The sequence below is a fragment of the Rhizobium sp. AC27/96 genome, from assembly GCF_001692325.1.
Lineage (GTDB): Bacteria > Pseudomonadota > Alphaproteobacteria > Rhizobiales > Rhizobiaceae > Rhizobium.
In genome coordinates, this window is record NZ_LXKN01000066.1 from 14,573 (window position 1) to 39,668 (window position 25,096).

At 59.7% G+C, this 25,096-nt stretch carries 23 protein-coding genes; 16 read left to right on the forward strand and 7 right to left on the reverse strand.

All coding sequences use genetic code 11. The features are described from left to right. Positions 1 to 3 precede the first annotated feature (3 nt). The 4 genes from bhcB to A6U86_RS29410 all read left to right on the forward strand — a co-directional run bounded on the left by bhcB (position 4) and on the right by A6U86_RS29410 (position 4,273). Positions 4 to 951, forward strand: a complete 948-nt coding sequence (gene bhcB, locus A6U86_RS29395; RefSeq protein WP_068399051.1) for a beta-hydroxyaspartate dehydratase BhcB — start codon at positions 4 to 6, stop codon at positions 949 to 951. Between the two features lie 12 nt (positions 952 to 963). Next, positions 964 to 2,127: a 3-hydroxy-D-aspartate aldolase BhcC gene (bhcC, locus tag A6U86_RS29400; protein WP_068399053.1), complete on the forward strand. Its 1,164-nt coding sequence runs from the start codon at positions 964 to 966 to the stop codon at positions 2,125 to 2,127. A 50-nt stretch (positions 2,128 to 2,177) separates the two neighbouring features. After that, on the forward strand, positions 2,178 to 3,143 hold the full coding sequence (gene bhcD, locus A6U86_RS29405) for an iminosuccinate reductase BhcD (RefSeq protein ID WP_068399055.1): 966 nt from the start codon (positions 2,178 to 2,180) through the stop codon (positions 3,141 to 3,143). Positions 3,144 to 3,289: 146 nt separating this feature from the next. Next, positions 3,290 to 4,273, forward strand: a complete 984-nt coding sequence (locus A6U86_RS29410) for a type I glyceraldehyde-3-phosphate dehydrogenase (protein ID WP_244510129.1) — start codon at positions 3,290 to 3,292, stop codon at positions 4,271 to 4,273. A 46-nt stretch (positions 4,274 to 4,319) separates the two neighbouring features. Here A6U86_RS29410 and A6U86_RS29415 read toward each other — a convergent pair whose 3' ends face one another. Further along, entirely contained in the window at positions 4,320 to 5,036 is a 717-nt protein-coding gene (locus A6U86_RS29415; protein ID WP_068399060.1) for an SDR family NAD(P)-dependent oxidoreductase, read from the reverse strand. Between the two features lie 129 nt (positions 5,037 to 5,165). On the opposite strand from A6U86_RS29415, the gene A6U86_RS29420 reads away from it, so the two are divergent. Beyond that, positions 5,166 to 6,101: a LysR family transcriptional regulator gene (locus A6U86_RS29420; RefSeq protein ID WP_068399062.1), complete on the forward strand. Its 936-nt coding sequence runs from the start codon at positions 5,166 to 5,168 to the stop codon at positions 6,099 to 6,101. A 263-nt stretch (positions 6,102 to 6,364) separates the two neighbouring features. On the opposite strand, the gene A6U86_RS35745 is transcribed toward A6U86_RS29420, so the two are convergent. Beyond that, entirely contained in the window at positions 6,365 to 6,556 is a 192-nt protein-coding gene (locus tag A6U86_RS35745) for a hypothetical protein (RefSeq protein ID WP_174073341.1), read from the reverse strand. On the opposite strand from A6U86_RS35745, the gene A6U86_RS29425 reads away from it, so the two are divergent. After that, positions 6,522 to 7,655 carry an efflux RND transporter periplasmic adaptor subunit gene (locus A6U86_RS29425; RefSeq protein ID WP_068399063.1) on the forward strand — a complete coding sequence of 378 codons (1,134 nt, stop codon included), beginning with the start codon at positions 6,522 to 6,524 and terminating at the stop codon, positions 7,653 to 7,655. The genes A6U86_RS35745 and A6U86_RS29425 overlap by 35 nt on opposite strands. Positions 7,656 to 7,664: 9 nt before the next feature. After that, positions 7,665 to 10,745: an efflux RND transporter permease subunit gene (locus tag A6U86_RS29430; RefSeq protein ID WP_068399064.1), complete on the forward strand. Its 3,081-nt coding sequence runs from the start codon at positions 7,665 to 7,667 to the stop codon at positions 10,743 to 10,745. Positions 10,746 to 10,810: 65 nt separating this feature from the next. On the opposite strand, the gene A6U86_RS29435 is transcribed toward A6U86_RS29430, so the two are convergent. Further along, positions 10,811 to 11,143 carry a hypothetical protein gene (locus A6U86_RS29435; RefSeq protein ID WP_068399065.1) on the reverse strand — a complete coding sequence of 111 codons (333 nt, stop codon included), beginning with the start codon at positions 11,141 to 11,143 and terminating at the stop codon, positions 10,811 to 10,813. 16 nt (positions 11,144 to 11,159) lie between these two features. After that, positions 11,160 to 11,471, reverse strand: coding sequence for a hypothetical protein (locus A6U86_RS29440; RefSeq protein ID WP_244510130.1), 312 nt, complete (start codon positions 11,469 to 11,471; stop codon positions 11,160 to 11,162). 393 nt (positions 11,472 to 11,864) lie between these two features. Between A6U86_RS29440 and A6U86_RS29445 the strand changes: the two genes are divergently transcribed. Then, positions 11,865 to 12,425, forward strand: coding sequence for a thioredoxin domain-containing protein (locus A6U86_RS29445; protein ID WP_068399068.1), 561 nt, complete (start codon positions 11,865 to 11,867; stop codon positions 12,423 to 12,425). Between the two features lie 67 nt (positions 12,426 to 12,492). Here the strand turns inward: A6U86_RS29445 and A6U86_RS29450 are convergent, their stop codons facing one another. From A6U86_RS29450 to A6U86_RS29460, 3 genes are all read right to left on the reverse strand, one after another. Further along, positions 12,493 to 13,488, reverse strand: a complete 996-nt coding sequence (locus A6U86_RS29450) for an ABC transporter permease (RefSeq protein ID WP_068399071.1) — start codon at positions 13,486 to 13,488, stop codon at positions 12,493 to 12,495. Positions 13,489 to 13,516: 28 nt separating this feature from the next. Further along, positions 13,517 to 15,061 (reverse strand): sugar ABC transporter ATP-binding protein, encoded by a 1,545-nt coding sequence (locus A6U86_RS29455; RefSeq protein WP_068399075.1) that lies wholly within the window; start codon positions 15,059 to 15,061, stop codon positions 13,517 to 13,519. 106 nt (positions 15,062 to 15,167) lie between these two features. Next, positions 15,168 to 16,124, reverse strand: a complete 957-nt coding sequence (locus A6U86_RS29460) for a sugar-binding protein (protein ID WP_068399077.1) — start codon at positions 16,122 to 16,124, stop codon at positions 15,168 to 15,170. 397 nt (positions 16,125 to 16,521) lie between these two features. Here A6U86_RS29460 and A6U86_RS29465 point away from each other — a divergent pair, with 397 nt between their 5' ends. The 8 genes from A6U86_RS29465 (at position 16,522) to argH (ending at position 25,089) form a co-directional block, all read left to right on the forward strand. Continuing rightward, a complete protein-coding gene (locus tag A6U86_RS29465) occupies positions 16,522 to 17,637 on the forward strand; it encodes a LacI family DNA-binding transcriptional regulator (RefSeq protein WP_068399608.1) in 1,116 nt (371 codons plus the stop codon). A gap of 242 nt (positions 17,638 to 17,879) precedes the next feature. After that, a complete protein-coding gene (locus A6U86_RS29470; RefSeq protein ID WP_141683844.1) occupies positions 17,880 to 18,767 on the forward strand; it encodes an amino acid ABC transporter permease in 888 nt (295 codons plus the stop codon). Then, complete coding sequence (locus A6U86_RS29475) at positions 18,767 to 19,528, forward strand: amino acid ABC transporter ATP-binding protein (RefSeq protein WP_068399081.1); 762 nt, start codon at positions 18,767 to 18,769, stop codon at positions 19,526 to 19,528. The genes A6U86_RS29470 and A6U86_RS29475 overlap by 1 nt, the downstream gene beginning before the upstream one ends. 40 nt (positions 19,529 to 19,568) lie before the next feature. Next, entirely contained in the window at positions 19,569 to 20,399 is an 831-nt protein-coding gene (locus tag A6U86_RS29480; protein ID WP_068399082.1) for an ABC transporter substrate-binding protein, read from the forward strand. Positions 20,400 to 20,530: 131 nt separating this feature from the next. Beyond that, the gene (locus A6U86_RS29485) at positions 20,531 to 21,406 is read left to right on the forward strand and encodes a polysaccharide deacetylase (protein ID WP_068399614.1); all 876 of its coding nucleotides are present in this window, start codon (positions 20,531 to 20,533) and stop codon (positions 21,404 to 21,406) included. Continuing rightward, entirely contained in the window at positions 21,403 to 22,302 is a 900-nt protein-coding gene (locus A6U86_RS29490; RefSeq protein WP_083197023.1) for a polysaccharide deacetylase family protein, read from the forward strand. Before A6U86_RS29485 ends, A6U86_RS29490 begins: the two co-directional genes overlap by 4 nt. Further along, positions 22,292 to 23,653 carry an MmgE/PrpD family protein gene (locus A6U86_RS29495; RefSeq protein WP_068399083.1) on the forward strand — a complete coding sequence of 454 codons (1,362 nt, stop codon included), beginning with the start codon at positions 22,292 to 22,294 and terminating at the stop codon, positions 23,651 to 23,653. Before A6U86_RS29490 ends, A6U86_RS29495 begins: the two co-directional genes overlap by 11 nt. A 47-nt stretch (positions 23,654 to 23,700) precedes the next feature. After that, positions 23,701 to 25,089, forward strand: a complete 1,389-nt coding sequence (gene argH / locus A6U86_RS29500) for an argininosuccinate lyase (RefSeq protein ID WP_068399084.1) — start codon at positions 23,701 to 23,703, stop codon at positions 25,087 to 25,089. The last annotated feature ends 7 nt before the right edge of the window (positions 25,090 to 25,096 follow it).

Consider the following 25,096-nt stretch of genomic DNA (forward strand, 5'->3'; position numbering starts at 1 on the left):
CCCATGTACATCCCGACACTCGCCGACATGATCGCCGCAGAAGAGCGGATCAGGCGTCATATCCATCGCACACCGGTTCTGACCTCCAGCTTCATCAATTCGCTTGTGGGAGCCGAGCTGTTCTTCAAATGCGAGAACTTCCAGAAAGCGGGAGCCTTCAAGGCACGCGGCGCGTCGAATGCCGTTTTTGGTCTCAGTGACGAGCAGGCTGCGAGGGGTGTTGCCACGCACTCCTCCGGCAATCATGGGACCTGCCTTTCCTATGCGGCCGGCCGTCGGGGGATTCCCTGCACCGTCGTCATGCCGCGCACAGCGCCACAGGCAAAGAAGGATGCTGTTCGGGATTATGGTGGCAAGGTCGTCGAGTGCGAACCCTCGACCTCATCGCGTGAAGCCGTTTTCGCCGAAGTCGTCGCCGAGACCGGTGCGGAGTTCGTGCATCCCTACAATGATCCGCGTGTTATCGCTGGTCAGGCGACGTGCTCGAAAGAGCTGATCGAACAGGTGGACGGGCTTGATGCCGTCATCGCCCCGATCGGCGGCGGCGGTATGGTTTCGGGAACCTGCCTCACTTTGTCGAACCTCGCACCCCACATCCGGGTTTATGCGGCCGAACCTGGGCAGGCCGACGATGCATATCGCAGCTTCAAGGCCGGCCATATCATCGCGGACGACGCGCCGAACACCGTGGCCGATGGCCTCAAGGTGCCGCTCAAGGACCTGACCTGGCATTTCGTCAGAAACCACGTCACGGACATTCTGACGGCTTCAGAGGAAGAGATCGTCGATGCGATGAAGCTCATCTGGAAGCGGATGAAGATCGTCATGGAACCATCCAGCGCCGTGCCTCTGGCGACCATCCTGAAGAACAAGCAGATCTTTGCCGGAAAACGTGTCGGCATCATCATCACCGGCGGCAATGTCGATCTCGATAAATTGCCTTGGCAATAGGGAGCAGAAGCAATGAATATGGAACCGAAATTTGCCGGCATGGAAGTCGGCTACGACGTACCGGCTCTTCCCGGAATGAGCGTCGATGATATCCAGACGCCCTGCCTGATCCTGGATCTCGACGCGCTCGAGCGCAACATCCGCAAGATGGGTGATTATGCAAAGGCCCATAACATGCGCCACCGGGCGCATGGCAAGATGCACAAGTCAGTCGATGTTCTGAGGCTCCAGCAGGAGCTGGGCGGTGCGGTCGGCGTCTGCTGCCAGAAGGTGTCCGAAGCGGAAGTCTTCGTTCGCGGCGGTATCAAGGATGTGCTGGTCTCCAACCAGGTACGCGACCCGGCCAAGATCGATCGCTTGGCGCTTCTGCCGCAGCATGGCGCGCGGATCATCGTCTGCGTCGACGATCTCGCCAATGTCGAAGAGCTCTCCAGGGCGGCACAGAAATACGGCACGACGTTGGAATGCTTCATCGAGATCGATTGCGGTGCTGGACGGTGCGGCGTCACGACGAGTTCGGCCGTCGTCGAGCTCGCCAATGCCATCCACGCGGCACCCGGCCTCAAGTTCTCTGGCATCCAGGCCTATCAGGGCGCCATGCAGCACATCGACAAATATGAAGACCGCAAGGCCAAGCTCGATGCGGCCATCGCCCAGGTCAAGGACGCCGTCGAAGCGCTCAAAGCCGAAGGTCTCGATCCCGAATTGGTCAGTGGCGGCGGCACGGGCAGCTACTATTTCGAGAGCAATTCGGGCGTCTACAATGAGCTGCAATGCGGCAGCTACGCGTTCATGGATGCGGATTACGGTCGTATCCACGATCAGGACGGCAAGCGGATCGACCAGGGAGAATGGGAAAATGCGCTGTTCATCCTGACCAGCATCATGAGCCACGCAAAGGCGGACAAGGCGATCTGCGATGCCGGCCTCAAGGCACAATCAGTCGACTCCGGATTGCCCTTCATCTACGGTCGCGACGACGTGAAATACATCAAATGCTCGGACGAGCATGGGGTTATCGAAGACCCGAACGGCGTTCTCAAGATCAACGAGAAGCTACGTCTGGTCCCTGGTCATTGCGATCCCACTTGCAATGTTCATGATTGGTATGTCGGGGTTCGCAACGGCAAGGTCGAAACGCTCTGGCCCGTATCCGCCCGCGGTAAGGCCTACTGACGAAACGGGGGGCCTCCGGCCCCCTTCCTGAAATTCAAGCGGAAGCCAGAATGATCATCGTTCCTGAGAGTGAAATTGCCGGATTGGTAACGCCGGCCGATTGCTTCAAGGCGGTCGAAGGCGTCTTTGCCTCGATGGCGGATAGATCGGCCTACAATTTCCCTGTCGTCCGTGAGGCGATCGGGCATGCCGATGCCCTATACGGCTTCAAGTCAGGGTTCGATCGTAAAGGTCTGGCACTCGGTCTCAAGGCCGGCGGGTTCTGGCCGAACAATGTCCAGAGAGGTCTCACCAACCATCAGTCCACCGTGTTCCTGTTCGATCCCGATAGCGGCAAATGCCGGGCCGTCGTCGGCGGCAATCTGCTGACGGCGCTGCGGACGGCAGCGGCCTCCGCCATTTCGATCAAATATCTCGCCCGTAAAGACGCGAAGGTCCTTGGCATGATCGGTGCCGGTCACCAGGCGACGTTTCAATTGCGCGCAGCCCTTGCGCAGCGCCAATTCGAAAAGATCGTCGGCTGGAACCTGCATCCCGACATGCTGAGCCGTCTGGAGGAGGTTGCCAAGGAGGAGGGCCTTCCCTTCGAGGCAGTCGATCTTGATCGGCTGGGAGCCGAAGCGGATGTGATCATCTCAATCACCTCCTCCTTTGCGCCCATGCTCAAGGTGTCGCAGGTTCGCGCCGGCACGCATCTCGCCTGCATGGGGACCGATACGAAGGGCAAGCAGGAGGTCGAAGCCGAAATCCTGGCCAAGGCAACGGTTTTCACCGACGAAGTGGCGCAGGCCGTCACCATCGGCGAGTCCCAGCATGCGATCGAAAGAGGGCTGATCCGGGAAGAGGCCATTATCGAGATCGGCGCCATCATCAACGGCACGCATCCCGGGCGCACCTCCGCGGAGCAGATCACCCTCTTCGACGGCACCGGGGTCGGATTGCAGGATCTTGCCGTTGCTTCGGCTGCCGTCGAACTCGCTTTGGCGAAAGGCGTGGCAATCGAGGTCGACTTCTAACGCCGGCGGATCTAAAGGGAGGAGGATGGGGAGGAGAGTGGCATCGGCATACGCCGTGCCACGAGCATCGATAGCCAATTCAACCGCGACACTGCAGGCCTCCGGCATTGTCGAGCAAGGGTTTAAGTCGAATGTCGAACCGGCCGTTGAGGATTGCAATTAACGGGTTTGGCAGGATCGGGCGTTCGGTCCTGCGTATTCTCCTGCGCGATCGTCGTGACATGGAAGTGGTCCTGATCAACGACATTGCAGCTCTGGAGACATGCGCCTATCTCTTCGAATATGACAGCGTCTACGGCCCATGGCCTGAGCCTGTCTCTTTTCGCGAGCAGACCCTCGTGGTCGGTGGGGTGTCGATACCGTTTCACCATGCTGCCGACATCAGCAAGCTCGACCTTCAGGGCGTCGACGTCCTTCTGGAATGCACCGGGCATGCCAATTCCCGTGCGGTGGCTCTGCGCGGTATTGAAGCCGGGGCAAAGAGAGTGCTGATTTCCGGCCCGTCGGCTGCTGCCGATGTCACGCTGGTGCTGGGCGCCAATGAAGAGGCCTTTAGCGGACAGAGCGTGATTTCAAACGCATCCTGCACGACAAATGCGCTGGCACCGCTTTTGCGCATTGTCGACCAGGAATTCGGCATCATCGGTGGCCAGATGACCACCATTCATTGCTACACGGCGAGCCAACCGACCATAGATCAACCGCGTTCCGATCTAGCCCGCAGCCGTGCCGCCGCACTTTCCATGGTACCGACGACCACGAGTGCCCATGCGATCGTCGGCGAAGTCCTTCCGCATCTCGCAGGCTTGATCGAGGCGCGGGCTCTCCGGGTGCCGACGGCCAGTGTCTCGGCAATCGACCTCACGGTCGCAGTTCGGCATGTATCGGACCTCGCCACCATGCGTGCGACGTTGAAGCAAGCTGCGGAGGCGTCGCCGATATTGGGCTGGATCGAGAAGCCGCTGGTCTCGTCGGATCTGCGTGGCCGCCAGGAGTCTCTCGTTCTGAGCGGACCGGAGACGTCGCTTGGTGCTGGCGGTCTTCTGAGAGTATTCGGCTGGTACGATAACGAATGGGGCTTCTCGAACCGGATGCTCGATATGGCTCAGCATATCGGGCGCCCGAACTAGAGGGATTAGAGCCGCGCTCGCCGCAGGTTGGTTTGGCGAGACAATTTCACCAGGGCACCGTGCGGCCAAGATAATCGAGATATTCCAGCCCCGGTCTTCCCTGCTTGGCAAGGAGGACATCTACCAAGCTCGGAATGCTCTCTTCTATGGTGAGCTTTGCATCCGGGCCGCCCATCTCAGTGCGGACCCAGCCGGGCGCCATAATCGCCATGGCACGCGATGTCTCGGCATGACGAGCCGCGAAGCTGCGCATGAACATGTTCAACGCCGCCTTGCTGCCACGATAGACCTCGCGTTGGCCGGCATTGTTATTGGCGATGCTGCCCTGTCCGGACGACATCACGCCGATCAAGCCCGTCGCGGGAACATATTGTTCCAGGCTCTCGAGAACCCGCATCGGGCTTAGCGCATTCGTGACCATCACCCGGATGAATTCGTCCGTCGTCACTTCGCCGACCGTTTCGGCCGGATTGTTCGTGACGCCGGCGTTGACGAACAGCATGTCGAATGCACGTCCCGACAGTCGCTTGCGCAAGGCCGTGACCTGATCCGGTTCGCAAATGTCCAGGGTCTCGATTTCGACCCTGCCCTGGAATTCGTCAGCGAGATCATGCAGCTTGGTGCGGCCTCTGCCTGCCCGCACCGTACCGACGACATTCCATCCTCTTTTCAGGAATTCGCTCGCCATCGCAAGGCCGAGACCGCGAGATGCGCCAATCAGCAGGATTGTGCCAGGAGGGGTATATGAAGTGCTTGTAGACATGGGTCGGTCTCTTTCGTTGGCTTCACGGTAGATATGGGCAATCGACCGATGGGCGCCAGACGCATCAAAATCAAAATATAGTTGCATCAGGCGCTATGTCATATGGAAAAGGTGCGATAGGTTCTCGTCATGAGCGATACGGATGTGGACCTGAACCTTCTTGTTGCGCTGGACGTGCTGCTTGCCGAAGGCAGCGTGACGGGCGCCGCCCGCCGGCTTGGCCTGAGCACTTCGGCGATGAGCCGGACGCTCACCCGGCTTCGCGCAGCGACTGGTGATCCGCTGCTTGTTCGGGCCGGACGCGGGCTTGTGCCGACGCCGCGTGCCACGGAGCTGCGCGATCACGTTCGTGAGCTTGCACGGGATGTGCGGGCGGTTCTGCGGCCGCAAATTACCGAGGTAGACCTGGTCGCGTTGGAGCGGACTTTTACCATCCGGGTCAACGAGGCGTTCCTGGAATTCCTCTCCGGTCCAGTGGTCGCCGCGGTTTCACGCGCGGCACCCAATGTCTGCCTCCGGTTCGCCTATAAACCCGACAAGGATGCACTTCCGCTTCGCGAAGGCCTGATCGATCTGGAGATCGGGGTGCTTGGAACTTCCGCACCCGAGATCCGCACCCAGCTTCTGTTCTACGACAAGCTTGTCGGCGTCGCCCGGATCGGTCATCCGCTTCTGACGGGAGCAGCAATCACGCCCGAGAGATATGCGGCCTGCAAGCATGTCGCCGCGTCGCAGGAAGGCAATTTCGTCAAACCGATCGATGACGCCCTGGAACAGCTCGGTCTTCGCCGCGCGATAATGGTCGTCGTACCGGGATATCCGGACGCCATGCGGATCGCCCGGCAATCGGATCTGGTCGCGCGCGTACCGCGCTCTTGTTTTGGCAATGGCGTGGCCGATGGCCATGCCGCCACGGCTGGGCTTCAGACTTTCGAGCTTCCTCTGCCCATGCCGGAGTTCAAGGTCTCGGCAATATGGCATCCGCGTGTGGATGCCGATCCAGCCCATCGCTGGCTGCGCGATACCGTGATGTCGGTCTGTCGGGCGGCGTATCCGCGCCGGTGAGCATGTGGCGATGTTGTGACATGAGCATTCCACTCAGGCAGATTGTGGCAGGGCTACACGCCTTGCCAGCAAGGGATGTAAAGCGGAGGGGTAATCTTTTGGACACCATATTGCCGTAATTTAGGACATCTTTGGTATGGTCTGGGTATGATAAATCAGTTATCGTGAATATGCTCGGGGGAGCTTGTGCTCAATCAAATCAAAGGCCTGCCAATGACGTTTGACTGGTCCGCTTTGTTTGAGGACGGCCGACATGGGCACAATCAATCCGCATCGCTATCAACTGTCTTGCCGGGCCTGAATGCCGGCAATGACACAGTGGTGAGCATGCCGACGGAAAGGCGTTTTCCGTGAGACGTGCCGGAGCCGATGCCATCAAATCTCGTACCGACCCATCCCTGAAAAATAGAGTCTGCTAACATGATAAAACGCATGGTGATCATGCTGATCGTCATAGGCCTGATCCTGGGCGGGATCTTCGGCTTTCAGGCATTCAAGAACCGCATGATTGCGGCTTATCTGGCTAACCTAAAGTCACCGCCGCAGACCGTTTCGACGATTACGGCGGCAACGAGCCCATGGCAGACGACGCTGCAATCCATCGGCAGCTTCAACGCCGTCGAGGGTGCCAATCTTTCGGCGCAGGTCCAGGGTATCGTCCAGAAGATTGGTTTCGAGGATGGTCAGGACGTCAAGAAGGGCGATCTGATCGTGCAGTTGCTCGCCGATCAGCAGATTGCAACCTTGCAGCAATACCAGGCGTCGGCCGCAAACGCGCAAATCGCCTATGACCGTGATTCGAAACTGATCAAGGCCAACACGATTGCGCAAAGCCAGGTCGACAGCGATCTCGCCAACTTGAAATCCGCGCAGGCGCAAGCTGCGTCGCAACAGGCGTTGATCGATCAATATTCGATCCGCGCACCCTTTGATGGGCATCTCGGCATCAGGCTTGTCAGCCTTGGTCAATATCTGGCAGCTGGTACGGCAGTCGTGACCTTGCAGTCGCTCGACCCGATCCAGTTTGACTTCTCAATGCCGCAGCAGGCCCTGTCGCAGCTGAAGGTCGGGCAGCCGGTAACGGCAACGGTCGATGCCTATGGCACCCAGACCTTTGATGGCAAGATCACCGCAATCAGCCCGCTGGTCGACAGCCAGAGCCGCAACATCACCATTCGAGCGACCTTCGACAATCACGATCGCAAGCTTCTGCCCGGGATGTTCGGCAATATATCTGTCGTGGTCGGCGCGCCGCAAAACTATATCTCCTTGCCGCAGACCGCCGTCACCATCAATCCCTATGGCAATGTCGTCTATATCGTGACCGACAAGGGCAAGGGGCCGGATGGAAAGCCGCAGCTTGTCGCCAATCAGAAGTTCGTCAGCACAGGCCAGGCACGCGGTGATCAGATCGCGGTGACCAAGGGCGTGAATGCGGGTGATGTCGTGGTGACTTCCGGCCAGCTCAAACTGAACAACGGCTCGCCCGTCATCATCAACAACGACGTACAGCCGTCGAACGACCCGAATGCCAATCCCGCAAATCCGAACTGAGGCGTGACGATGAATATCACCGACATCTTCATCCGGCGCCCCGTTCTCGCCCTGGTGGTGAGCGCGTTGATTATCGTGATCGGCTACCAGTCGTTCCGCTCGCTGACCGTGCGCCAATATCCGCAGACCCAGAATGCCGTCGTTACGGTAACGACCACCTATCCGGGCGCCGCACCGGACGTGATCGCCGGCTTCATCACGACACCGCTCGAAAACGCCATCGCTCAGTCCAATGGCATCGATTATATGACCTCGACGAGCACCAGCGGCACGTCGACCATCACCGTCAACCTACGCCTCAATTATAGCGCCGACTCGGCATTGACGGAAATCAGCGCCAAGATATCGTCTGTTCTCAATCAGTTGCCGACAGGCACGCAGCAGCCGATCTTGTCGGTCTCTATCGGCCAGTCCATCGATGCGATGTATATCGGCTTCCGCAGCGATGTCCTGGCCAGCAACCAGATCACCGACTATCTGACGCGTGTCGTTCAGCCCAAATTGCAGGCGGTCAACGGCGTTCAGACCGCCGAAATCCTCGGCGCGCGAACCTTTGCGTTGAGAGCGTGGCTGCAGCCGGACAAGCTCGCCGCCTATGGGCTTACGGCCGGCGATGTGGGAACCGCACTTGCTGCCAACAACTATATTTCCGGCATCGGCACGACGCGCGGCCAGATGACGCAGACGGTGCTCACCGCACGGACCGACCTGCATTCGGTCGATGAATTCAAGGAGATGGTGGTCAGGCAGATCGGTACGTCGATCGTTCGCCTGAAGGATGTCGCCACCGTCGCGCTCGGGTCTCAGAACCCCGATGTCCAGATCGGGTTCGATGGACAGGACGGCGTGTTCATGGGCATCCAGATCGCGCCGACGGCCAACCTTCTCGATGTGATCGCAGGCGTGCGTGCGGTGTTTCCGAGCATCCAGGAGCAACTTCCGCAGGGGCTTGAGGGTTACATCGTCTATGACTCCAGCGTCTTCGTCACGACCTCGATCAATGAGGTCGTGAAGAGCCTGCTCGAGGCCCTGGTCATCGTCATTTTCGTGGTGTTCGCATTCCTCGGTTCGCCGCGTTCTGTCGCCATTCCCATCGTCGCCATACCGCTGTCGCTGGTCGGCACCTTTGCGATGATGCTGATCTTCGGCTTCTCCATCAATCTTCTGACCTTGCTTGCTCTGGTGCTGGCAATCGGCCTTGTGGTCGACGACGCCATCATTGTGGTGGAGAACGTCAACCGTCATATCGAGGAAGGCGCCACGCCGATGCGCGCGGCGCTGGATGCGGCGCATGAATTGGTGGGACCGATCCTGGCCATGACCGTCGTGCTGATCGCCGTCTACGTGCCGATCGGCTTCCAGGGCGGCCTGACGGGTGCCCTCTTCACGGAATTCGCCTTTACGCTGGTCGGCGCCGTGACCGTCTCGATGATCATCGCGCTGACGCTGACGCCGATGATGTGCTCGCGCATCCTGAAGCCGCATCTGACCGACCGTAGCGGCTGGGAAGAGCGCATCTCGGACTTCATCGATCGCCGCTTCTCTGAGATACATCGGCCCTATGTGCGCATGCTGCACGGCAGCTTGAACACGATACCGGTGGCGCTGGTATTCGCCGCGATCGTCCTCGGCAGCATCTATTTCCTCTATACAAGCGCCAAGAACGAGCTGGCGCCGAATGAAGACCAGGGATTTCTGGCGGCACAGGTGACCAACGCGCCCAACGCGACGCTTCAACAGAAGCTCCTCAGCTCGGACCAGGTCACCAAGATTTTCCGCAGCTTCCCTGAAACCGACAAGACCCTGCAGGTCGAAGTGCCTGGTACCTCGTTCGAGGGCATGGTGCTGAAGCCTTGGGACCAGCGCACCAGAACAGCGGACCAACTGCAGCCACTGGTACAGGCCGACCTGGCGAAGATCGCCGGCGGACAGGCCGTGGTCTTCCAGATACCGCCGCTACCGGGCGCCAGCGGCCTGCCCGTGCAGTTCGCCATCGGCAGCACCAGCGGCTTCGAGCAGCTCAATGAAGTATCCAGCACCTTCCTGCAGGAAGCGCAGAAGTCCGGTGAATTTATCTTCCTGACGAAGGACCTCTACGTCGACAATCCGCAATATTCGATCGAGATCGACCGCAGCAAGGCATCGGCGCTTGGGCTGAATATGAACACCGTCGGTGCGGCGCTCTCCTCCATGCTGGGCGGCGGTTACGTCAATTACTTCAGTATCGATAATCGCTCCTACCAGGTCATTCCGCAGGTGGAACAACGCTCACGTCAGACGATCGATCAGATCATGAATTATCCGATCGCAAACGTGAACGGCTCGAAGATCCCGCTTTCGGCCATTGCGACCGCGAAACTGCAGGCGACCCCGCGCTCGGTCGCGCACTTCCAGCAGTTGAACTCCGCTACGATCTCTGGCGTGCCGGCTCCAGGCGTCGCCGTCGGCGATGCGTTGAACACACTCAAGTCGATCGCGGCGCGTACATTGCCGCAAGGCTACTCGGTGGATTATGGCGGCCAGTCGCGCCAGTTCGTGCAGGAATCGAGCGGCATGGCCACCACCTTCGCTCTCGCGCTGATCATCGTCTTTTTGGCGCTGTCGGCTCAGTTCAACAGTTTCCGAGATCCGTTCATCATTCTCGTCTCGGTGCCGATGTCGATCGCTGGCGCGCTCGCCTTCATCAGTCTTGGCATCGGCGGCGCGACGATGAATATCTATACGCAGGTCGGGTTGGTGACGCTCATGGGGCTGATCAGCAAGCACGGCATCCTCATCGTCGAGGTGGCGAATACGCTGCAGGCTCAGGGGAAATCCAAGCGCGAGGCGATCGAGGGTGCTTGCGGCATCCGACTGCGTCCGATCCTGATGACGACAGGCGCCATGGTTCTGGGCGTGATACCGCTGATCCTGGCGACCGGGGCTGGTGCGGCTTCCCGCTTCAACATGGGTCTGGTGATCGCCACCGGTCTGGCTATCGGCACGCTGTTTACGCTCTTCGTGGTGCCTGCGGTCTACATGCTACTGGCTGCCGACCACCGCAAGCAGGATGTGCCCGACGCTGAGCCAGAGACGACTCCGGTGCATTGACGATTTAACGGCGCCGGGCCGCCGGCGTCTTTGTAATCCGCCCGGATGGCGGCGATATCCGACTATTATTTGTCGGGCTGCTGATCGTTTCGCTGGCCGTTCTGGCTGTCGCCCGGCCTGATGATCGGTGTCCGACCGACCTTCGGCGCCGGCTTTTCCAGCTCGCTATCGCCGACAACGGGCGGCTTCAGGACGCCGGCGCAATCCTTCAGCCTGTCGCTGGAGTTGTTGTCGGGTGCGGGCGTGGGCTGTTCGGTTTGGGCCTGCTGACCAGAATTGGCAGCCTTGCAGCGATCATTGTCCACCGCCGGCTGCGCAAATGCCGCGCTCGATGAAATGGCGGCGGCGATGACGACGATCAGCGGCACAACGCGGAATTTGGGCAGGCTCCATCGCACCCTTTGATGCGGTCCATCAAACCTGTGTCGAAATGATCGTGTCGACGCTGATCGTGCCGGCGATGACGCCGCGTTGGTGATATTGCTTGCCATTATCCACCTCGATGACGGTGTAGAGTTTCTCGTTGCGAAAGACGCTTGCCATTTTGGTCGTCTTGTCTTCTGCCGGCACGGCATCGATCTCCATAAAATCCAGCTCTCTTTCAGCCGCGACGATGCGGGCGTCGCCGGCAGTTCGGGCGGCCACGAGAACTTCGCCATGCGATTTTCCGCCAAGCCAATTGGGGTCATTGTCTGCGGCCGTCGGCACCAGACGATATAGTTTCATGGGGTCATCCATCTTCATCTCCCTTACGCGTGAGGATCGAAGAGGCCACAGGTCGGATGGGTAGGAAGCTCGTCTGCCATTTCGTTGGCTATGGAGAGAAAGCGGAAAAATCTCCATATTCTTCGGCGCCATCGCGTCCGCTTGGCACAACCTGCAGCCTCATCAAGCTAACGCGGTGCCATAGGCAATGTTCCAATTTAGATGAACCGGGCGCGGCCACCGGTTGAGGGGCCTAACGCTGCTGACGCATTCGGGCCGGTAGCATCCAGCGCAAGCCGAGCCGCAACAGCACGCTGAACTGGGAGAATATTGCACCCTCTGGCCGCTGGATCATTCCCGGCCGGCTATGCGATGCTATGGATGATTCCCCCGACAGAGAGATAAGGAAACAGCATGACCGATGTGACCTGGCGCGCAGATCCGCTTACTTGGGGCCATGGCCCCCGCGTTTTCGAAGTCTTTCTGGAGCCGACTTGCCCATATTCGGTCAAGACGTTCAACAAGCTCGACGCCCTTCTGGAGCAGGCTGGCGAAGACAGGGTCACCATCAAGATCCGCCTGCAGTCGCAGCCATGGCATATGTATTCCGGCGTCCTGGTGCGCTGCATCCTTGCGGCCTCGACGCTTGCGGGCGGCAAAGAGGCGGCGAAGAAGGTGATGGCTGCCATCGCGGCGCATCGCGAGGAATTCGAGTTTGCACGCCATGCCGGTGGACCCAACATGGATGTGACGCCGAACCAGCTGATCGAGCGCCTGGAAAATTATAGCGGTATTCAGCTGAAGGAAGCGTTCTCGATCCCCGATCTCGACCGCGAGATAAAGTGGCATTGCAAATATGCCCGGCAGAACGGCATTCACGTTTCCCCGACCTTCATGATCGATGGGCTGGTGCAAGCCGATATGAGCAGCGGCGACGAGGTCGAAGCCTGGGTCAAGAAGCTCGCAATCATCTGATCGCGCCGGCGGTTTCCTGCCTCATAAGTTTGGTGATGGCGCCCAGGCATGGACGCCATAGTGAGGCCTATTCGGCGGGCTGCCGAACGTCTGCCTGACGGGCGGCCGACACCAGGCTTCGTTGCGCGCGAATGGCGCTCCATTGCTGGTCGATCAGCACGCCGATCAGGATCACCCCGCCCATGACGGCGAAGTTGAGTGAAGAGGGGATGCCGAGCAGATTGACGAGGTTCTGCAATTCCTGCAGCAGGATTGTGCCGAGTACCACGCCGATCAGGGAGCCTTCGCCGCCGCGCAGAGAGAAGCCGCCGAGCACCGCTGCTGCGATGGCATAGAGTTCATAAAACTGCCCATGGCTCGCCGGCGAGATCGAGCGCGTATACATCGCGAAATAGATCGCTGACAGAGCCGTCAGTACGCCGCATATGACATAGGAAATCATCACCATCTTCGAGGTGCGAATGCCGGAATACTTTGCGGCTTCCTCATTCTTGCCGATGGCATAGAGATAACGCCCATAGACCGAGCGATGCAGGACGACCCACATGATAGCGGCGATGATCACGAGCGCTATGAAGGTTGTGGGTACGCCGTAAAAGCGGCCGGCGGTCAGGAATTCCAGGGAGGGAAAATTCTGGCCGAAGGCGAAGCCTGCCGTACCGTCGGCCGTGTAGAAACGCGCCGCGCCGCGATAGATCAGCAGGCCGCAAAGCGTGACGACGAAGGGCTGAAGATTAAGCCGCGTAATGAGCCAGCCATGGATACCGCCCAGAAGGCCGCCGAGGACGAGGATAAGCGGCAATGCGACGGCCCAGGGCATGTTCTGCACGGCAATGAAATCGATGAACAATACGCCGAGCAGGGCGACCAGCGAGCCGACCGAAAGCTCGATGCCGCCCGTTATGATGACGAAGGCCTGCCCGATCGACAGGATGCCGAAAAGGCCGATCAGATTGGAGGTATTCGCCAGGTTGATCGGCAGCAGGAAGCGCGGATTGATGATCGTCACGACGATGCCGACGACGATGATCAACAGGAGCAGGCCCAGGTCTTTCTTACTCATCGATTTCAATTCCTATTGGCCGCAGCCGTTAGTGTACTGTTTTACCAACGGCCAGCAAAAGCACGTTTTCCTGGCTGAACTGATCCTTGTCGAGAATGCCGGCGATCTGGCCCTCATGCATGACGGCGATACGGTCGGAGACGCCGATGACCTCCTCCATGTCGCTCGAGATCATCAGGATCGCGACGCCCGCATCCGCAAGTTTACGCATCAGGCTGTAGATTTCATTCTTGGCACCGATATCGATGCCTCGGGTCGGCTCGTCGAAGATCAGGACCTTCGGGCGCATCGACAGCCATTTGGCCAGAACGACCTTCTGTTGGTTTCCGCCCGAAAGCGTTCCCGTGCGTGTCGAAATCGAGGGTGCCTTGATGCTGAGCTGCCTGCGCTGGGTTTCGGCGACGGCGTTCTCCTGACCTGTCGACACCATGAAGCGACGCGCAAATGCAGGCAGATTGGGCAGGGAAATATTCTGCGAGATCGGCAGGTCCAGCAGGATGCCGCTGAGCTTGCGATCTTCAGGGACCAGGAAGATGCCGTTGGCGACCGCTTCCCTGGCGGACGTGATCTTTATGTCTCGGCCATCGAGCGTGGTGATGCCACCCCCATAACTCCTGTCGATCCCGAAAAGAACGCGTGCGAGCTCGGTGCGTCCCGCGCCGACGAGGCCGGCGAGCCCCAATATCTCACCATATCGGATGTCGAGATCGACCGGGCGGGTCGGATGGGCAGCGGTGCGGATGGCGGAGACTTTCAGCGCGACATCGCCCGGCGGGCGGGCCGGCTCCGCATCGCGTGCCGTCAAAGCGCGGCCGATCATCAATTTTACCATGCGGTCATGGTCGATCGAATCTTTCGGCAAAGTGCCTGCGAGCGTTCCATCGCGCAGGACGAGAACGCGATCGGCAACACGCTCGACCTCATGCAGGCGATGCGAAATGAAGATGACGCTGATGCCATCCGCCCTGAGCGAGGAAATGACGGTCAGGAGCTTTTCGGTCTCGGCGAGCGGCAGGCTGGACGTCGGCTCATCGAGAATGACGAGGCGGGCGTTGATCGACAGTGCCTTGGCGATCTCGACCATCTGCTGTTGCGCCAGGGATAGCGACGATACAGGCGTATCCGGCGAAAAATTCGCGCCGACGCGTTTCAGAAGCGGCGCGACCATCGTCCGCAGCCGATCCCGGTCGACAAGCTTCATAAGGCCGCCGCGCAGAGGCTCGCGCCCGAGGAAGATATTTGCGGCAACGTCGAGATTGTCGAAGAGATTGAGCTCCTGATGGACGAAGGCGATACCGGAAGCAATGCTGCTCTCGACGGTGAATGCCTCGTGCTCGGCTCCATCAAGCCGAATGGCGCCGCGGTCGGGTTTGACCACGCCTCCGAGGATTTTCATGAGTGTCGATTTGCCGGCGCCATTCTCGCCGACAAGGCCGATCACCTCGCCGGGATTGACATCCATCGAGAAATTATCGAGCGCCACGACACCGGGATAGGTCTTGCCAATTCCTGAAAGGCTGAGAAACGGCGTGGTGGCTTCCATCGATACCAATGCATCCGATTGCTGGTTCATGACGAATATGGGACCCGTACGATGAGGCTCGAAAAGCCGGTGCGTCGTGCGCAATCACGGTACAGCAGCGCCGGCCCTCGAAGCCGGCGCTGCCGCAGAATGACTTTTAGTTGCCGGCCATCGACTTCAGGTTCGCGGCATAGGCATCCACGTCATCCTTGCCGATGATCTTCGTGGGGATGATGATCAGCTTTTTGTCGGGAATGCCCGATTTGTCGCCCTTGAGGTAAGCAGCCATCAGCTTCATGCCCTGGTAGGCCCAGAGATAGGGCTGCTGTACCACGGTGCCGGCAATCGTGCCTTCCTTGACGCCGCCAAGCGTGATCGGATCGTCATCGAAGCCGACGACGGTGATCTGGCCAAGCTTGCCTGCTTCGCGAAGCGCTTCGTAGATGCGCGGCGTGTTGTAGGAATAGAAGCCGACCATGCAGGTGACGTCAGGGCTGGCAACGAGTGCGTCCTCGACATTCTTCTTGGCGCGGGTCTGGTCGATATCGTCGCCACGAACGTCGACCAGGTCGATCTTCGTGCCGGCGATGCCATCCTTCATGCCCTGGATGCGCTCCTTGGCATTGTCGGCACCGAGAAGACCCACAAAGCCGATGCATTTGCCCCCGTTTGGCATGGCTTTCTTGGCGATCTCGGCGGCCTGCTTGCCGGCATCGACGTTCGAGGAGCCGATATAGGCGACGCGGTTCGTGTCCGGCGCATCGCTATCGGTGGTAAACAGTGCGGTCTGGGAGCCGATCTTGTTCAGGCCGTCCGTCGACGTCTTGGGGTCGACAGCGGAAACCATGATGCCTTTGACGCCGGCTGACACAAGGTCTTCCATCAGGCGCTGCTGGATCGCGACCGAAGACTGCTCAGGATATTTCAGTTCCAGATTGAAGTCCGGCAGCTCCGCTTGGGCCTTCTTGACGCCAGCTTCGGCAGCCTTCCAGAAGTCGGATGCGCCGTTGACCACAAATGCCAGCGTCGGCTTGTCGGCGGCGTAGGACGCCGTTGCATAGCTCAGCAATAGCCCTGCCGCGATGGTAGCCGCGCCCCGTGTAAGGTACTTCATGACAATCCTCCCATAGACCCGCTGTCGGGATCCAGTTTCAATTCGCGGCGGACCGTCCTTCACCCCCTCCTAGGGTCTCTCGGCAAGCGAGATAAGGGCGTCCGACCACAAGCGCGACGGTATACGACTAATTTCGATTAGTAAATAGAATTAGTAATACAAATTAGTGCTCCTACGGCGCCACGACAGCGGCGAGATCGATATCTGCAGCAGTTATCGAGCGTTATGCCGAAAAGAATTGTGTGTGCGGTCGCATTTCCATCTGAGCCTGTTGCCGAGATCGGTCCAATGATGATAATAAATATTAGCGCGCGAAGGTGGCCGTGGGGATCTGGTCGGCTTCGCTTCAGGGAGACGAGACGTTATTATGAGCAAAATACCGGCCGCAAACGGCAATATGACGGCCGAAGACAACAGGGCATCGAAGCGAAACGGCCGCCGTCCGGGCAACAGGGTGACGATGACCGATATTGCCAAGGCAGCCGGCTGCTCGCAGAGTGCCGTATCCTTTGTGTTGAACAACACTCCTGGCATGCGCCTGTCGCAGCAAACACGCGAGAGGGTTATCGAGGCGGCTCGCCAGCTCGGCTATGCCGCACCGGTGCTGTCAATGCCGCCGGCGCTTCTGTCCCCCGCCAAGCTGGATGGCGTTATCGGCTTTGCCGTCGACCAACTGGCGACCAGCCCCGAGGCAGTCGTTGCCATCGAAGGTGCGCGACAAGCCTCCTGGAACGCGGGAAATGTTCTCCTCGTTGCGCAGACCATGAGTGATCCGATCATGGAGCCGAGGACCATAAAGGCGCTCAGCAATAGCGGGATCTCGGCACTCATCTACATGACGATCTTCACCCGCGAAGTCGAGGTGCCGGATTATCTCTACGATCTCAATATTCCGATCGTTCTCCTCAATTGCTACACTTCCGACTACGCCTTTCCAGCTGTCGTTCCGAGCGAGATAGCCGGAGGTCAGACGGCGACCCGGCATTTGATCTCTCATGGCCACCACCGGATTGCGACCATTACCGGCGAGCCGTGGATGCAGGCGGCGCAGGATCGGCTGACCGGCTATCGCCGGGCCTTGGCGACCGCCGATATCCCCTTCGATCCTGAGCTGGTCATAGAAGGCGACTGGTCGGCCAGCGCCGGCTATTCCGCGACGATGAAATTGCTTGCCCTTGCCGAGCGTCCGACAGCCATCTTCTGCCAGAATGACCGCACCGCCATCGGTTGCTACGAGGCGCTCAAGGAGGCCGGGCTTCATATTCCGCAGGACATGTCGGTCATGGGTTATGACGACGAAGACATATGCCGCCATCTCGTGCCGCCTTTGACGACCTCGGTTCTGCCGCATATGGCCATGGGGCAATGGGCGATCGAGCATCTGGAAACCGCGGTGCTGCCCCGGGAGCGGCGATACCCGGTTACCAAGCTCGAATGCTCGCTTGTAAAGCGCGCATCCGTTGCCGCTCCGGCGGGCGCAAAGACCGGTAGCCGCAAGGTCCGGAAGATCTAACGGTCAGCGGACAGCACAAGCCGCCTACCGGCCGTTCTATTCGGGGTGTTCAGCGGCAACGCGCATATGGGCCGCGATCCAGCTTGCTCAGCCACCGCCAAAAACCACAGCTTCCCTGTCTCATTTATGCGTAAAGAGCATAAATCGCATGTTCAAATCTCGTTTGTGGATGATTTCGAAACCAACGTAAGCTTCTTCCACTACAAGATTGAAGCTCACAAACGAGCTCAGGGAACCAGAATTTGAGCAACTCAGCGCCACTCGACGTGAATGCGCTTGTGATCGTGCCGCAACGAAAAATCGGCACAAAGATCATGGCGGCGGTCTGCATCATCCTGTTGCTTCTGTTGGCGAGAGCCTTCTGGAAGGGAGATATTGCCTGGAGCTATGTCTCAGACAACCTCTTTACCAGAGCAGTACTGCAAGGTGTTGCCAACACCATCATCATGACCATCTGCGCCATGCTGGTCGGCATCGTCCTCGGTGTTGTGGCGGCCATCATGCGCATGTCCGACAATCCGGTTCTGCGCAGTATTTCGGTCGGTTACGTCTGGCTGTTTCGCGGCACGCCGGCGCTGCTCCAGCTCTTGCTGTGGTTCAATCTCGCCCTGATTTTCCCGACGATCGGTATTCCCGGGCTCTGGTCGATCCGCACTGTCGAGGTCATGACCCCGTTCGTCGCCGCACTTCTCGGCCTCGGAATCCAGCAGGGCGCCTATACAGCCGAGGTCGTTCGTGCCGGTCTTCTGTCGATCGACAAGGGGCAGATGGAAGCGGCGCAATCAATCGGCATGACGAAACTGCGGGCAACGCTCAAGATCGTGCTGCCGCAGGCCATGCGCGTCATCGTGCCGCCCATCGGCAACGAGACCATCGGCATGGTCAAGCTGACCTCGCTTGCAAGCGTCATCCAATATTCCGAGGTGCTGAAAAACGTCGAGGACATCTACTATGTCAACTCGCGCGTCATCGAGCTGCTGATCGTCGCGGCCATCTGGTACATGGTTGTCGTTACCGTTCTGAGTATTGGACAGATCTATATAGAGCGGCACTTCTCGAAGGGCTGGGGCAGGCGTGATGCTTCCGCCCAGCAGGCCACGAACCAGACCCTGGTCGGGGAGGCAGGCTGATGGACGCGATCATCACGGCACACGGCCTGCAGAAATACTTTGGCACGTTTCATGTCCTGAAAGACATCGAGTTCGAGATCAAGAAGGGTGAAGTGGTCTGCGTCATCGGGCCATCGGGTTCGGGCAAGAGCACCTTCCTGCGCTGCATCAATCAGCTTGAACAGATCGATGCCGGCTATGTCCTGGTCGATGGTGAAATCGCCGGCTATCGCCGCGACGGCAACCGGCTGTTTCCGCTCGCCGACCGCGAAATTGCCCGCCAACGGCAGGCCGTCGGCATGGTCTTCCAGAAATTCCATCTCTTTCCGCATCGCACGGTGCTGCAGAATATCATCGAGGGCCCTGTCGGCGTTCAGGGACGGCCGAAGCGGGACTGCATTGCCGAAGCGCGCGTTCTTCTCGAACGCGTCGGCCTGGCGGACAAGGCAGGCTCCTATCCTGGCGAGCTTTCCGGCGGCCAGCAGCAGCGCATCGCCATTGCAAGGGCATTGGCGATGAAGCCAAAGGCGATGCTGTTCGACGAGCCGACATCCGCCCTGGATCCCGAACTGGTCGGCGAGGTCCTGGGCGTCATGAAGGAACTCGCAGCATCAGGGACGACGATGATCGTCGTCACGCATGAGATCGGCTTCTGCCGAGAGGTGGCCGATCGTGTCGTCTTCATGGATGCCGGCATGATCGTTGAGACCGGAACGCCAAGCGAGATCCTTGAAACCCCCCGGAATCCCAGAGTGAAGAACTTCATTTCTGCGGTGCTTTAACAACAAGAACCCTGAAGCAAAATCATCAGAGGAACATTTTATGAAACTCATTCGTCTTGCCGCCTCAGTAGCCCTGTTATCCCTCGCTGCAACCGCCGCCTCCGCGGATTCGAGCCTGAATCTGCTCAAGGATGGCGAGCTGCGCATCATGACCAACCCGATCTATCCGCCGATGGAGTTCGTTAACCCGGATACCGGCACGATCGACGGTTTCGACGTCGATCTGGCGAATGCCATCGCAAAGAAGCTCAATCTGACGACCGTCTTCGTGACCTCGGCCTTCCAGGAACTGCAGAGCGGCCTTCAGACCGGCCGTGCCGACATGATCATTTCCGGCATGAGCGACAACGTGAAGCGTCAGGCGAGCATGGACTTCGTCGACTATATCACCAGCGGTCCGATCCTCTTTACCGTCAACGCCAATGCTGAGACCTACAAGCAGCCCGCCGATCTGTGCGGCAAGACGGTTGCGGGAAGCCGCAGCACCTCCTTCGGTGATAACGTCAAAGCCTGGAGTGCTGCCAATTGCGAAGCCAAGGGCAAGCCGGCCATCAAGTTCGAGGGCACTGCGGATTCGAACGCTGCCCGCCTCGGCATGAAGCAGGGTCGCTATGACGCGGTCGTCCAGGGTATCGAGACGATCGCCTACCAGATGCGCCTTGAGCCCGACACCTACAAGCTGGTCGGCGAGCCGCTGCTCAGCAACGATACTTTCGGCATTGCCTTCAAGAAGGACAATACCGCACTCCGCGATGCAGTCGCCGGAGCCTTCGACGCCGTCATCAAGGACGGGACCTATGACGAGATCCTCAAGAAGTGGGGCCTTGTCCACAATGCCGTGCCGAAGGCCGTGGTGAACGGCGTCAAGTAAGACACAGAAGAAGCGCCGCAGCGATAGCGGCGCTTCCCTTTACCATCAATGCAGCTACCGGCCGGGGCGTTACCGCGTCTCGGGATGGATGCTTGCGTCGCAAATACAGCTGAAAGCGCATGCAAAGTCCCATGACTGCCAAGACCGCACCCATCTCGTCGTCGGCGCCTCGCTTCTGGCCGGAAGGCCGGCAGTCGGCGGTGGCGCTCGCCTTCGATGTCGATGGTCCTACCGGCGACGCGATGCTCGACGGTTCGCTATTGTCCAATCCGCGCTACTTCACACAAGGCGCCTATGGACCATGGCGCGCTCTGCCGCGGCTACTGGATCTGCTCGGCGAATACGGGCTCAAGGCGACGTTCTTCGTGCCGACCTGGGTGGTCGAGCATTGGCCGTTGCCTTGCGAACGCATCCTGAAAGACGGGCACGAGATTGCCTATCACGGCCATTATCATGAGGTCTTCATCGACTGCAGCCGGCAGCAGCAGCTCGATATCATGGCGCGCTCCCGCGACATCTTCCGCACGCGGCTGGGCGTGACGCCGGTTGGCTTCCGCACGCCTTCTGGCGATTGGAGCGAGGAAACGGCCGAACTGCTGCACGAATTCGGCGTGATCTATTCGAGTTCGATGCGCGGCGACGACCGGCCCTATTTCCACAAGACGCCTCAAGGGCGTGGCCTTGTCGAAATCCCCGGGCGTTGGGATATCGACGACTATACGGCCCTTGCCTACAGCGAGGAGCCGGATTTCCCCATCGGTCTCGACCGCATCTCGGGCTATGCCGACGTTCAACGAAACTGGTGTGCCGAATTCGAGGGCTATCACCGCGAGGGGCTCTGCTGGACGACGATCCTGCATCCCAAGGTCTGCGCCAAGCCCGGCCGGCTGGCAATTCTGGAAGGTCTTTTCCGAGCTATCACCGCGCATGGCGATAGCGTCTGGGCGACGCATTGCGCCGAGATCGCGAAATGGTGGATCGCACAAAATCCGGAGATTGCGGCATGAGCAACATGGCTTCCGAAACCTTCTGGCCGCAGGGCAAGCGATGTGCCGCCATCGTCTCGGTGATCTTCGACGACGGGCTCGATGCGGTTGCGCAGGCGCCTGATCTGGCAGCGCGCAGCAAGAGCTTTTCCGTTTGGCAATATGGTGCCACGCGCGGCGTCGAACGCCTTTGCAAGACATTTGCCGCCGCTGGCATATCGACAAGCTGGTTCGTACCCGGCATCGTCGCGGAGAAACACGGGCAGCTTCTTCGCGATGTCGTCGCCGAACATCACGAGATCGAAAGCCACGGCTGGGCCTTCGAACGCTACGATGCCCTTGAGGCATCCGCTGCTATCGAGCTCCTCAAGCGTAGCCGCGATAGACTGAACTCGATTGCATCGAAAGACGTCTCCGGCTTCCGGCTGCCGGCGGGCAATTGGCCGCGCCATTTCGACCGGTTGTTGCTGGAAGCAGGCTATTCCTGGTCGGCATCGCTAAACGGTGACGACATGCCTTACAGCCATTCGTCGTCGCTGGTGGAAATCCCTGTCCATATCGAGCTCGAAGACCGGCCTTATTTCCAGTTCAACTTCACACCGGCCTTTCCCAAGGGGCAGAGCCGTATCCCCTCCTATGAGGCGGTGCTCGCCAATTGGATCGCCGAATTCGACGCCTATCGGAAATACGGGCTCTGTTACGTGCTGCAGCTTCGGCCCGAATGGACGGGAACACCCGGGCGGATCGCTCTAGTCGAGGAATTGCTCCGCCACATCAGCAGCTTCGATGATGTCTGGCTGGCGACGGCGGCCGAGGTTGCCCGTTGGCATGGTGACAAGAGCATCGTCGCGCCGGCCGAGCATCCGATCAACGTCTACGAAGCCTATTTCAGCGAGGAGCAGGCCGGTGAGCGATAATCTGACCCGGACCCTCGCCGAGCACGTCTGTGCAACGCGCTTCGATGCTTTCCCGAGCCAGACGATCCACAAGGCGAAACTCCATATCCTCGATACGCTCGGCGCAGCCATCGCTGGATCGGCGTCGGGAGAAACCGGAGCGATGCTGGAAATGCTCCGCCTTCGCGGCACGGCAGGGCGTTCGCCACTTTGGGGGTTGCAGGTCTCGGCGGACGCAAGAACTGCCGCTCTCGTCAATGGCGTCTCGGCCCATGCCTACGAACTGGACGACAGCGGCGGCTGCGATCATTCTGGTGCCGTCGTTTTGCCCGCCGCGCTCGCGGCACTCGGTGATCTCGACCATTCCTTCAGCGGGGCGGATTTGCTGCGCAGTGTCCTCCTTGGTTACGAGGTCGGCCGTCGCGTGCTGGAAGCAGTCGGCGGATATGAGGAGCACAATGGTCTCGGATGGCATTCCACCGGAACCTGCGGCGCGTTTGGCGCCGCCGCCGCCGTCGGTGCCATGCTGAACCTCGATAGCGAAGCGATGGCCTCGGCACTCGGTACGGCCTGCTCTTTTGCCGGCGGCACCTGGGCTTTCATTCACAATGGCAGCTCGGCCAAGAAACTTCATGCCGGCCGGGCCGCCGAAGGCGGCTTGATGGCCGCCTATCTGGCAAAGAGGGGTTTCGAGGGGCCGGACAGCGTCTTCGAAGCCGACCGCTGGGGAAGCTTTTTTGCGACCTTTGGTGCTGGACGGGGTGACCCGACCGCACTGGTTCAGGATTTCGGAGCCAACTGGCGGCTCAATCGCTGCTCGATCAAGCCGCACGCGACCTGCCGTGGCACCCATGCAGCAATCGATGCGCTCGACCTCCTGCTGCAACGCCACGGTCTCACGGCTGGCGAGATTGCTGCGATCGAGGTCGATATCAGCCGTTTTCAATATGGCATGTGCGGCGGCAAGGTGGTCGAGTCCCGCGCGCAGGCACAGATGAGCCTGCCCTATGCGCTGGCTGCCCGGCTGCGCTACGGTAAGGTCTTCCTTGCCGAACTGGAAGAAGCGGCATGGTCGGCACCGGAGATCGGCCCTTTGCTCGATCGCATCGCCGTTCGGATCGATCCGACAATGAAGGATGAGGACGAGCCGGCGATTACCATCGTGACAGCCAATGGCGCGCGTGATCGTCTGGTCGTCGAATTCCCTTTGGGCGGACCGCAGAACCCGCTGAGCGACGAGCGGCTCATCGGCAAATATGCCGACCTTGCCGGCATGGTTCTGCCTACCCCAAAGGTCGACGCCATAAGGGATTTCGTTCTCGGCCTGGAACATCAGAGCGACGCCCGCGGTCTGCTTGAGCTGCTTCAATAGACGACGCGCCCGGAACGGGCTTCTACCTTTCGAAAGGGAAGATCGAGATGAGAAACCAGACGAGCACCACATGGTCCCCGCTGTTCAAGCAGGATGTTTCCAGGGATTTTCAGGATTTCCATGAATGCCTGGATCAGGACAAGCGCATTGCGCTGCATGACGTCGCCGGCTCTAAAGTTCATGCAGATATGCTGGCCCGCGCCGGTATCATCACGGCTGACGACAATGCGCAGATCCAGACGGGGCTTGACCGGATTGCCGAGGAAATGCGCTCCGGCGCATTCGAATGGAAAACCGAGCTCGAGGACGTTCACACGAATGTAGAGAACCGCCTTGTCGCGCTGATCGGCGATGCCGGCAAGAAGCTGCATACGGCCAGATCGCGCAACGATCAGGTGGCAACCGATATACGTCTCTATGCTCGTGAGCAGCTGGATCTGCTCGCTGACGATCTGAAGGTGCTGATCGGCGCCTTCGTTGATCTTGTCGAGCAGAATGCCGAGACGATCATGCCCGGTTTCACCCATCTGCAGGTGGCCCAGCCCGTCACCTTCGGCCATCATCTCATGGCCTATGCGGAAATGTTCCTGCGCGATCTCGATCGCGTCAAGGCGGCGCGTGAGCGTCTCAATGTCTCGCCGCTGGGTGCGGCCGCCCTGGCTGGTACCGGCTATCCGATCGATCCCGAATATAGCGCGGCACAGCTCGGCTTTTCCGGCTCGTTCGCCAATTCCCTCGACGCGGTTTCGGACCGTGACTACGTCGTGGATGTCTGCAGCGCCGGCGCGCTGATCATGGGCCACCTGTCGCGTTTCAGCGAAGAGGTGATCCTCTGGTGCACGCCGATGTTCGATTTCATCGAGGTCGGCGATCAGTTCTGCACGGGATCCTCGATCATGCCGCAGAAGCGCAATCCTGATCTGGCCGAGCTTGTGCGCGGCAAGGCAGCTCGCGTCATCGGCAACCTCGCGTTTTCCGCGGCTCTCATGAAAAGCCAGCCGCTTGCCTTCAACAAGGACCAGCAGGAATCCAAGCCGCCATTGACGGACACGCTCGAAACCGTTCGCGGCGCCGTCAGCGTCACCGCCCAGATGATCCCGAGTATCACGGTCAAGCACAGCAGGATGCTGCTCGCCGCAAACCAGGGTTATTCGACCGCGACCGATCTGGCCGATTATCTCGTCCGCGCCGGTCTGCCTTTCCGCGATGCGCATCATGCCGTCGCCGCCATCGTCGGCGCGGCTCGCGATAAGGCGTTGCCGACACTTTCAGAACTTTCTCTGGCCGAGATGCAGACGTTTGCGCCCTTGGTTCGCGAAGATGTCTTCGAAGTGCTGACGGTCGAGGGGTCGGTCGCCAGCCGCGACCATCGGGGCGGGACGGCTCCAAGGCAGGTCAGGCTGGCCGTGGAGGCCATGCGCCGGGCGATCGCCTGAACCGCGT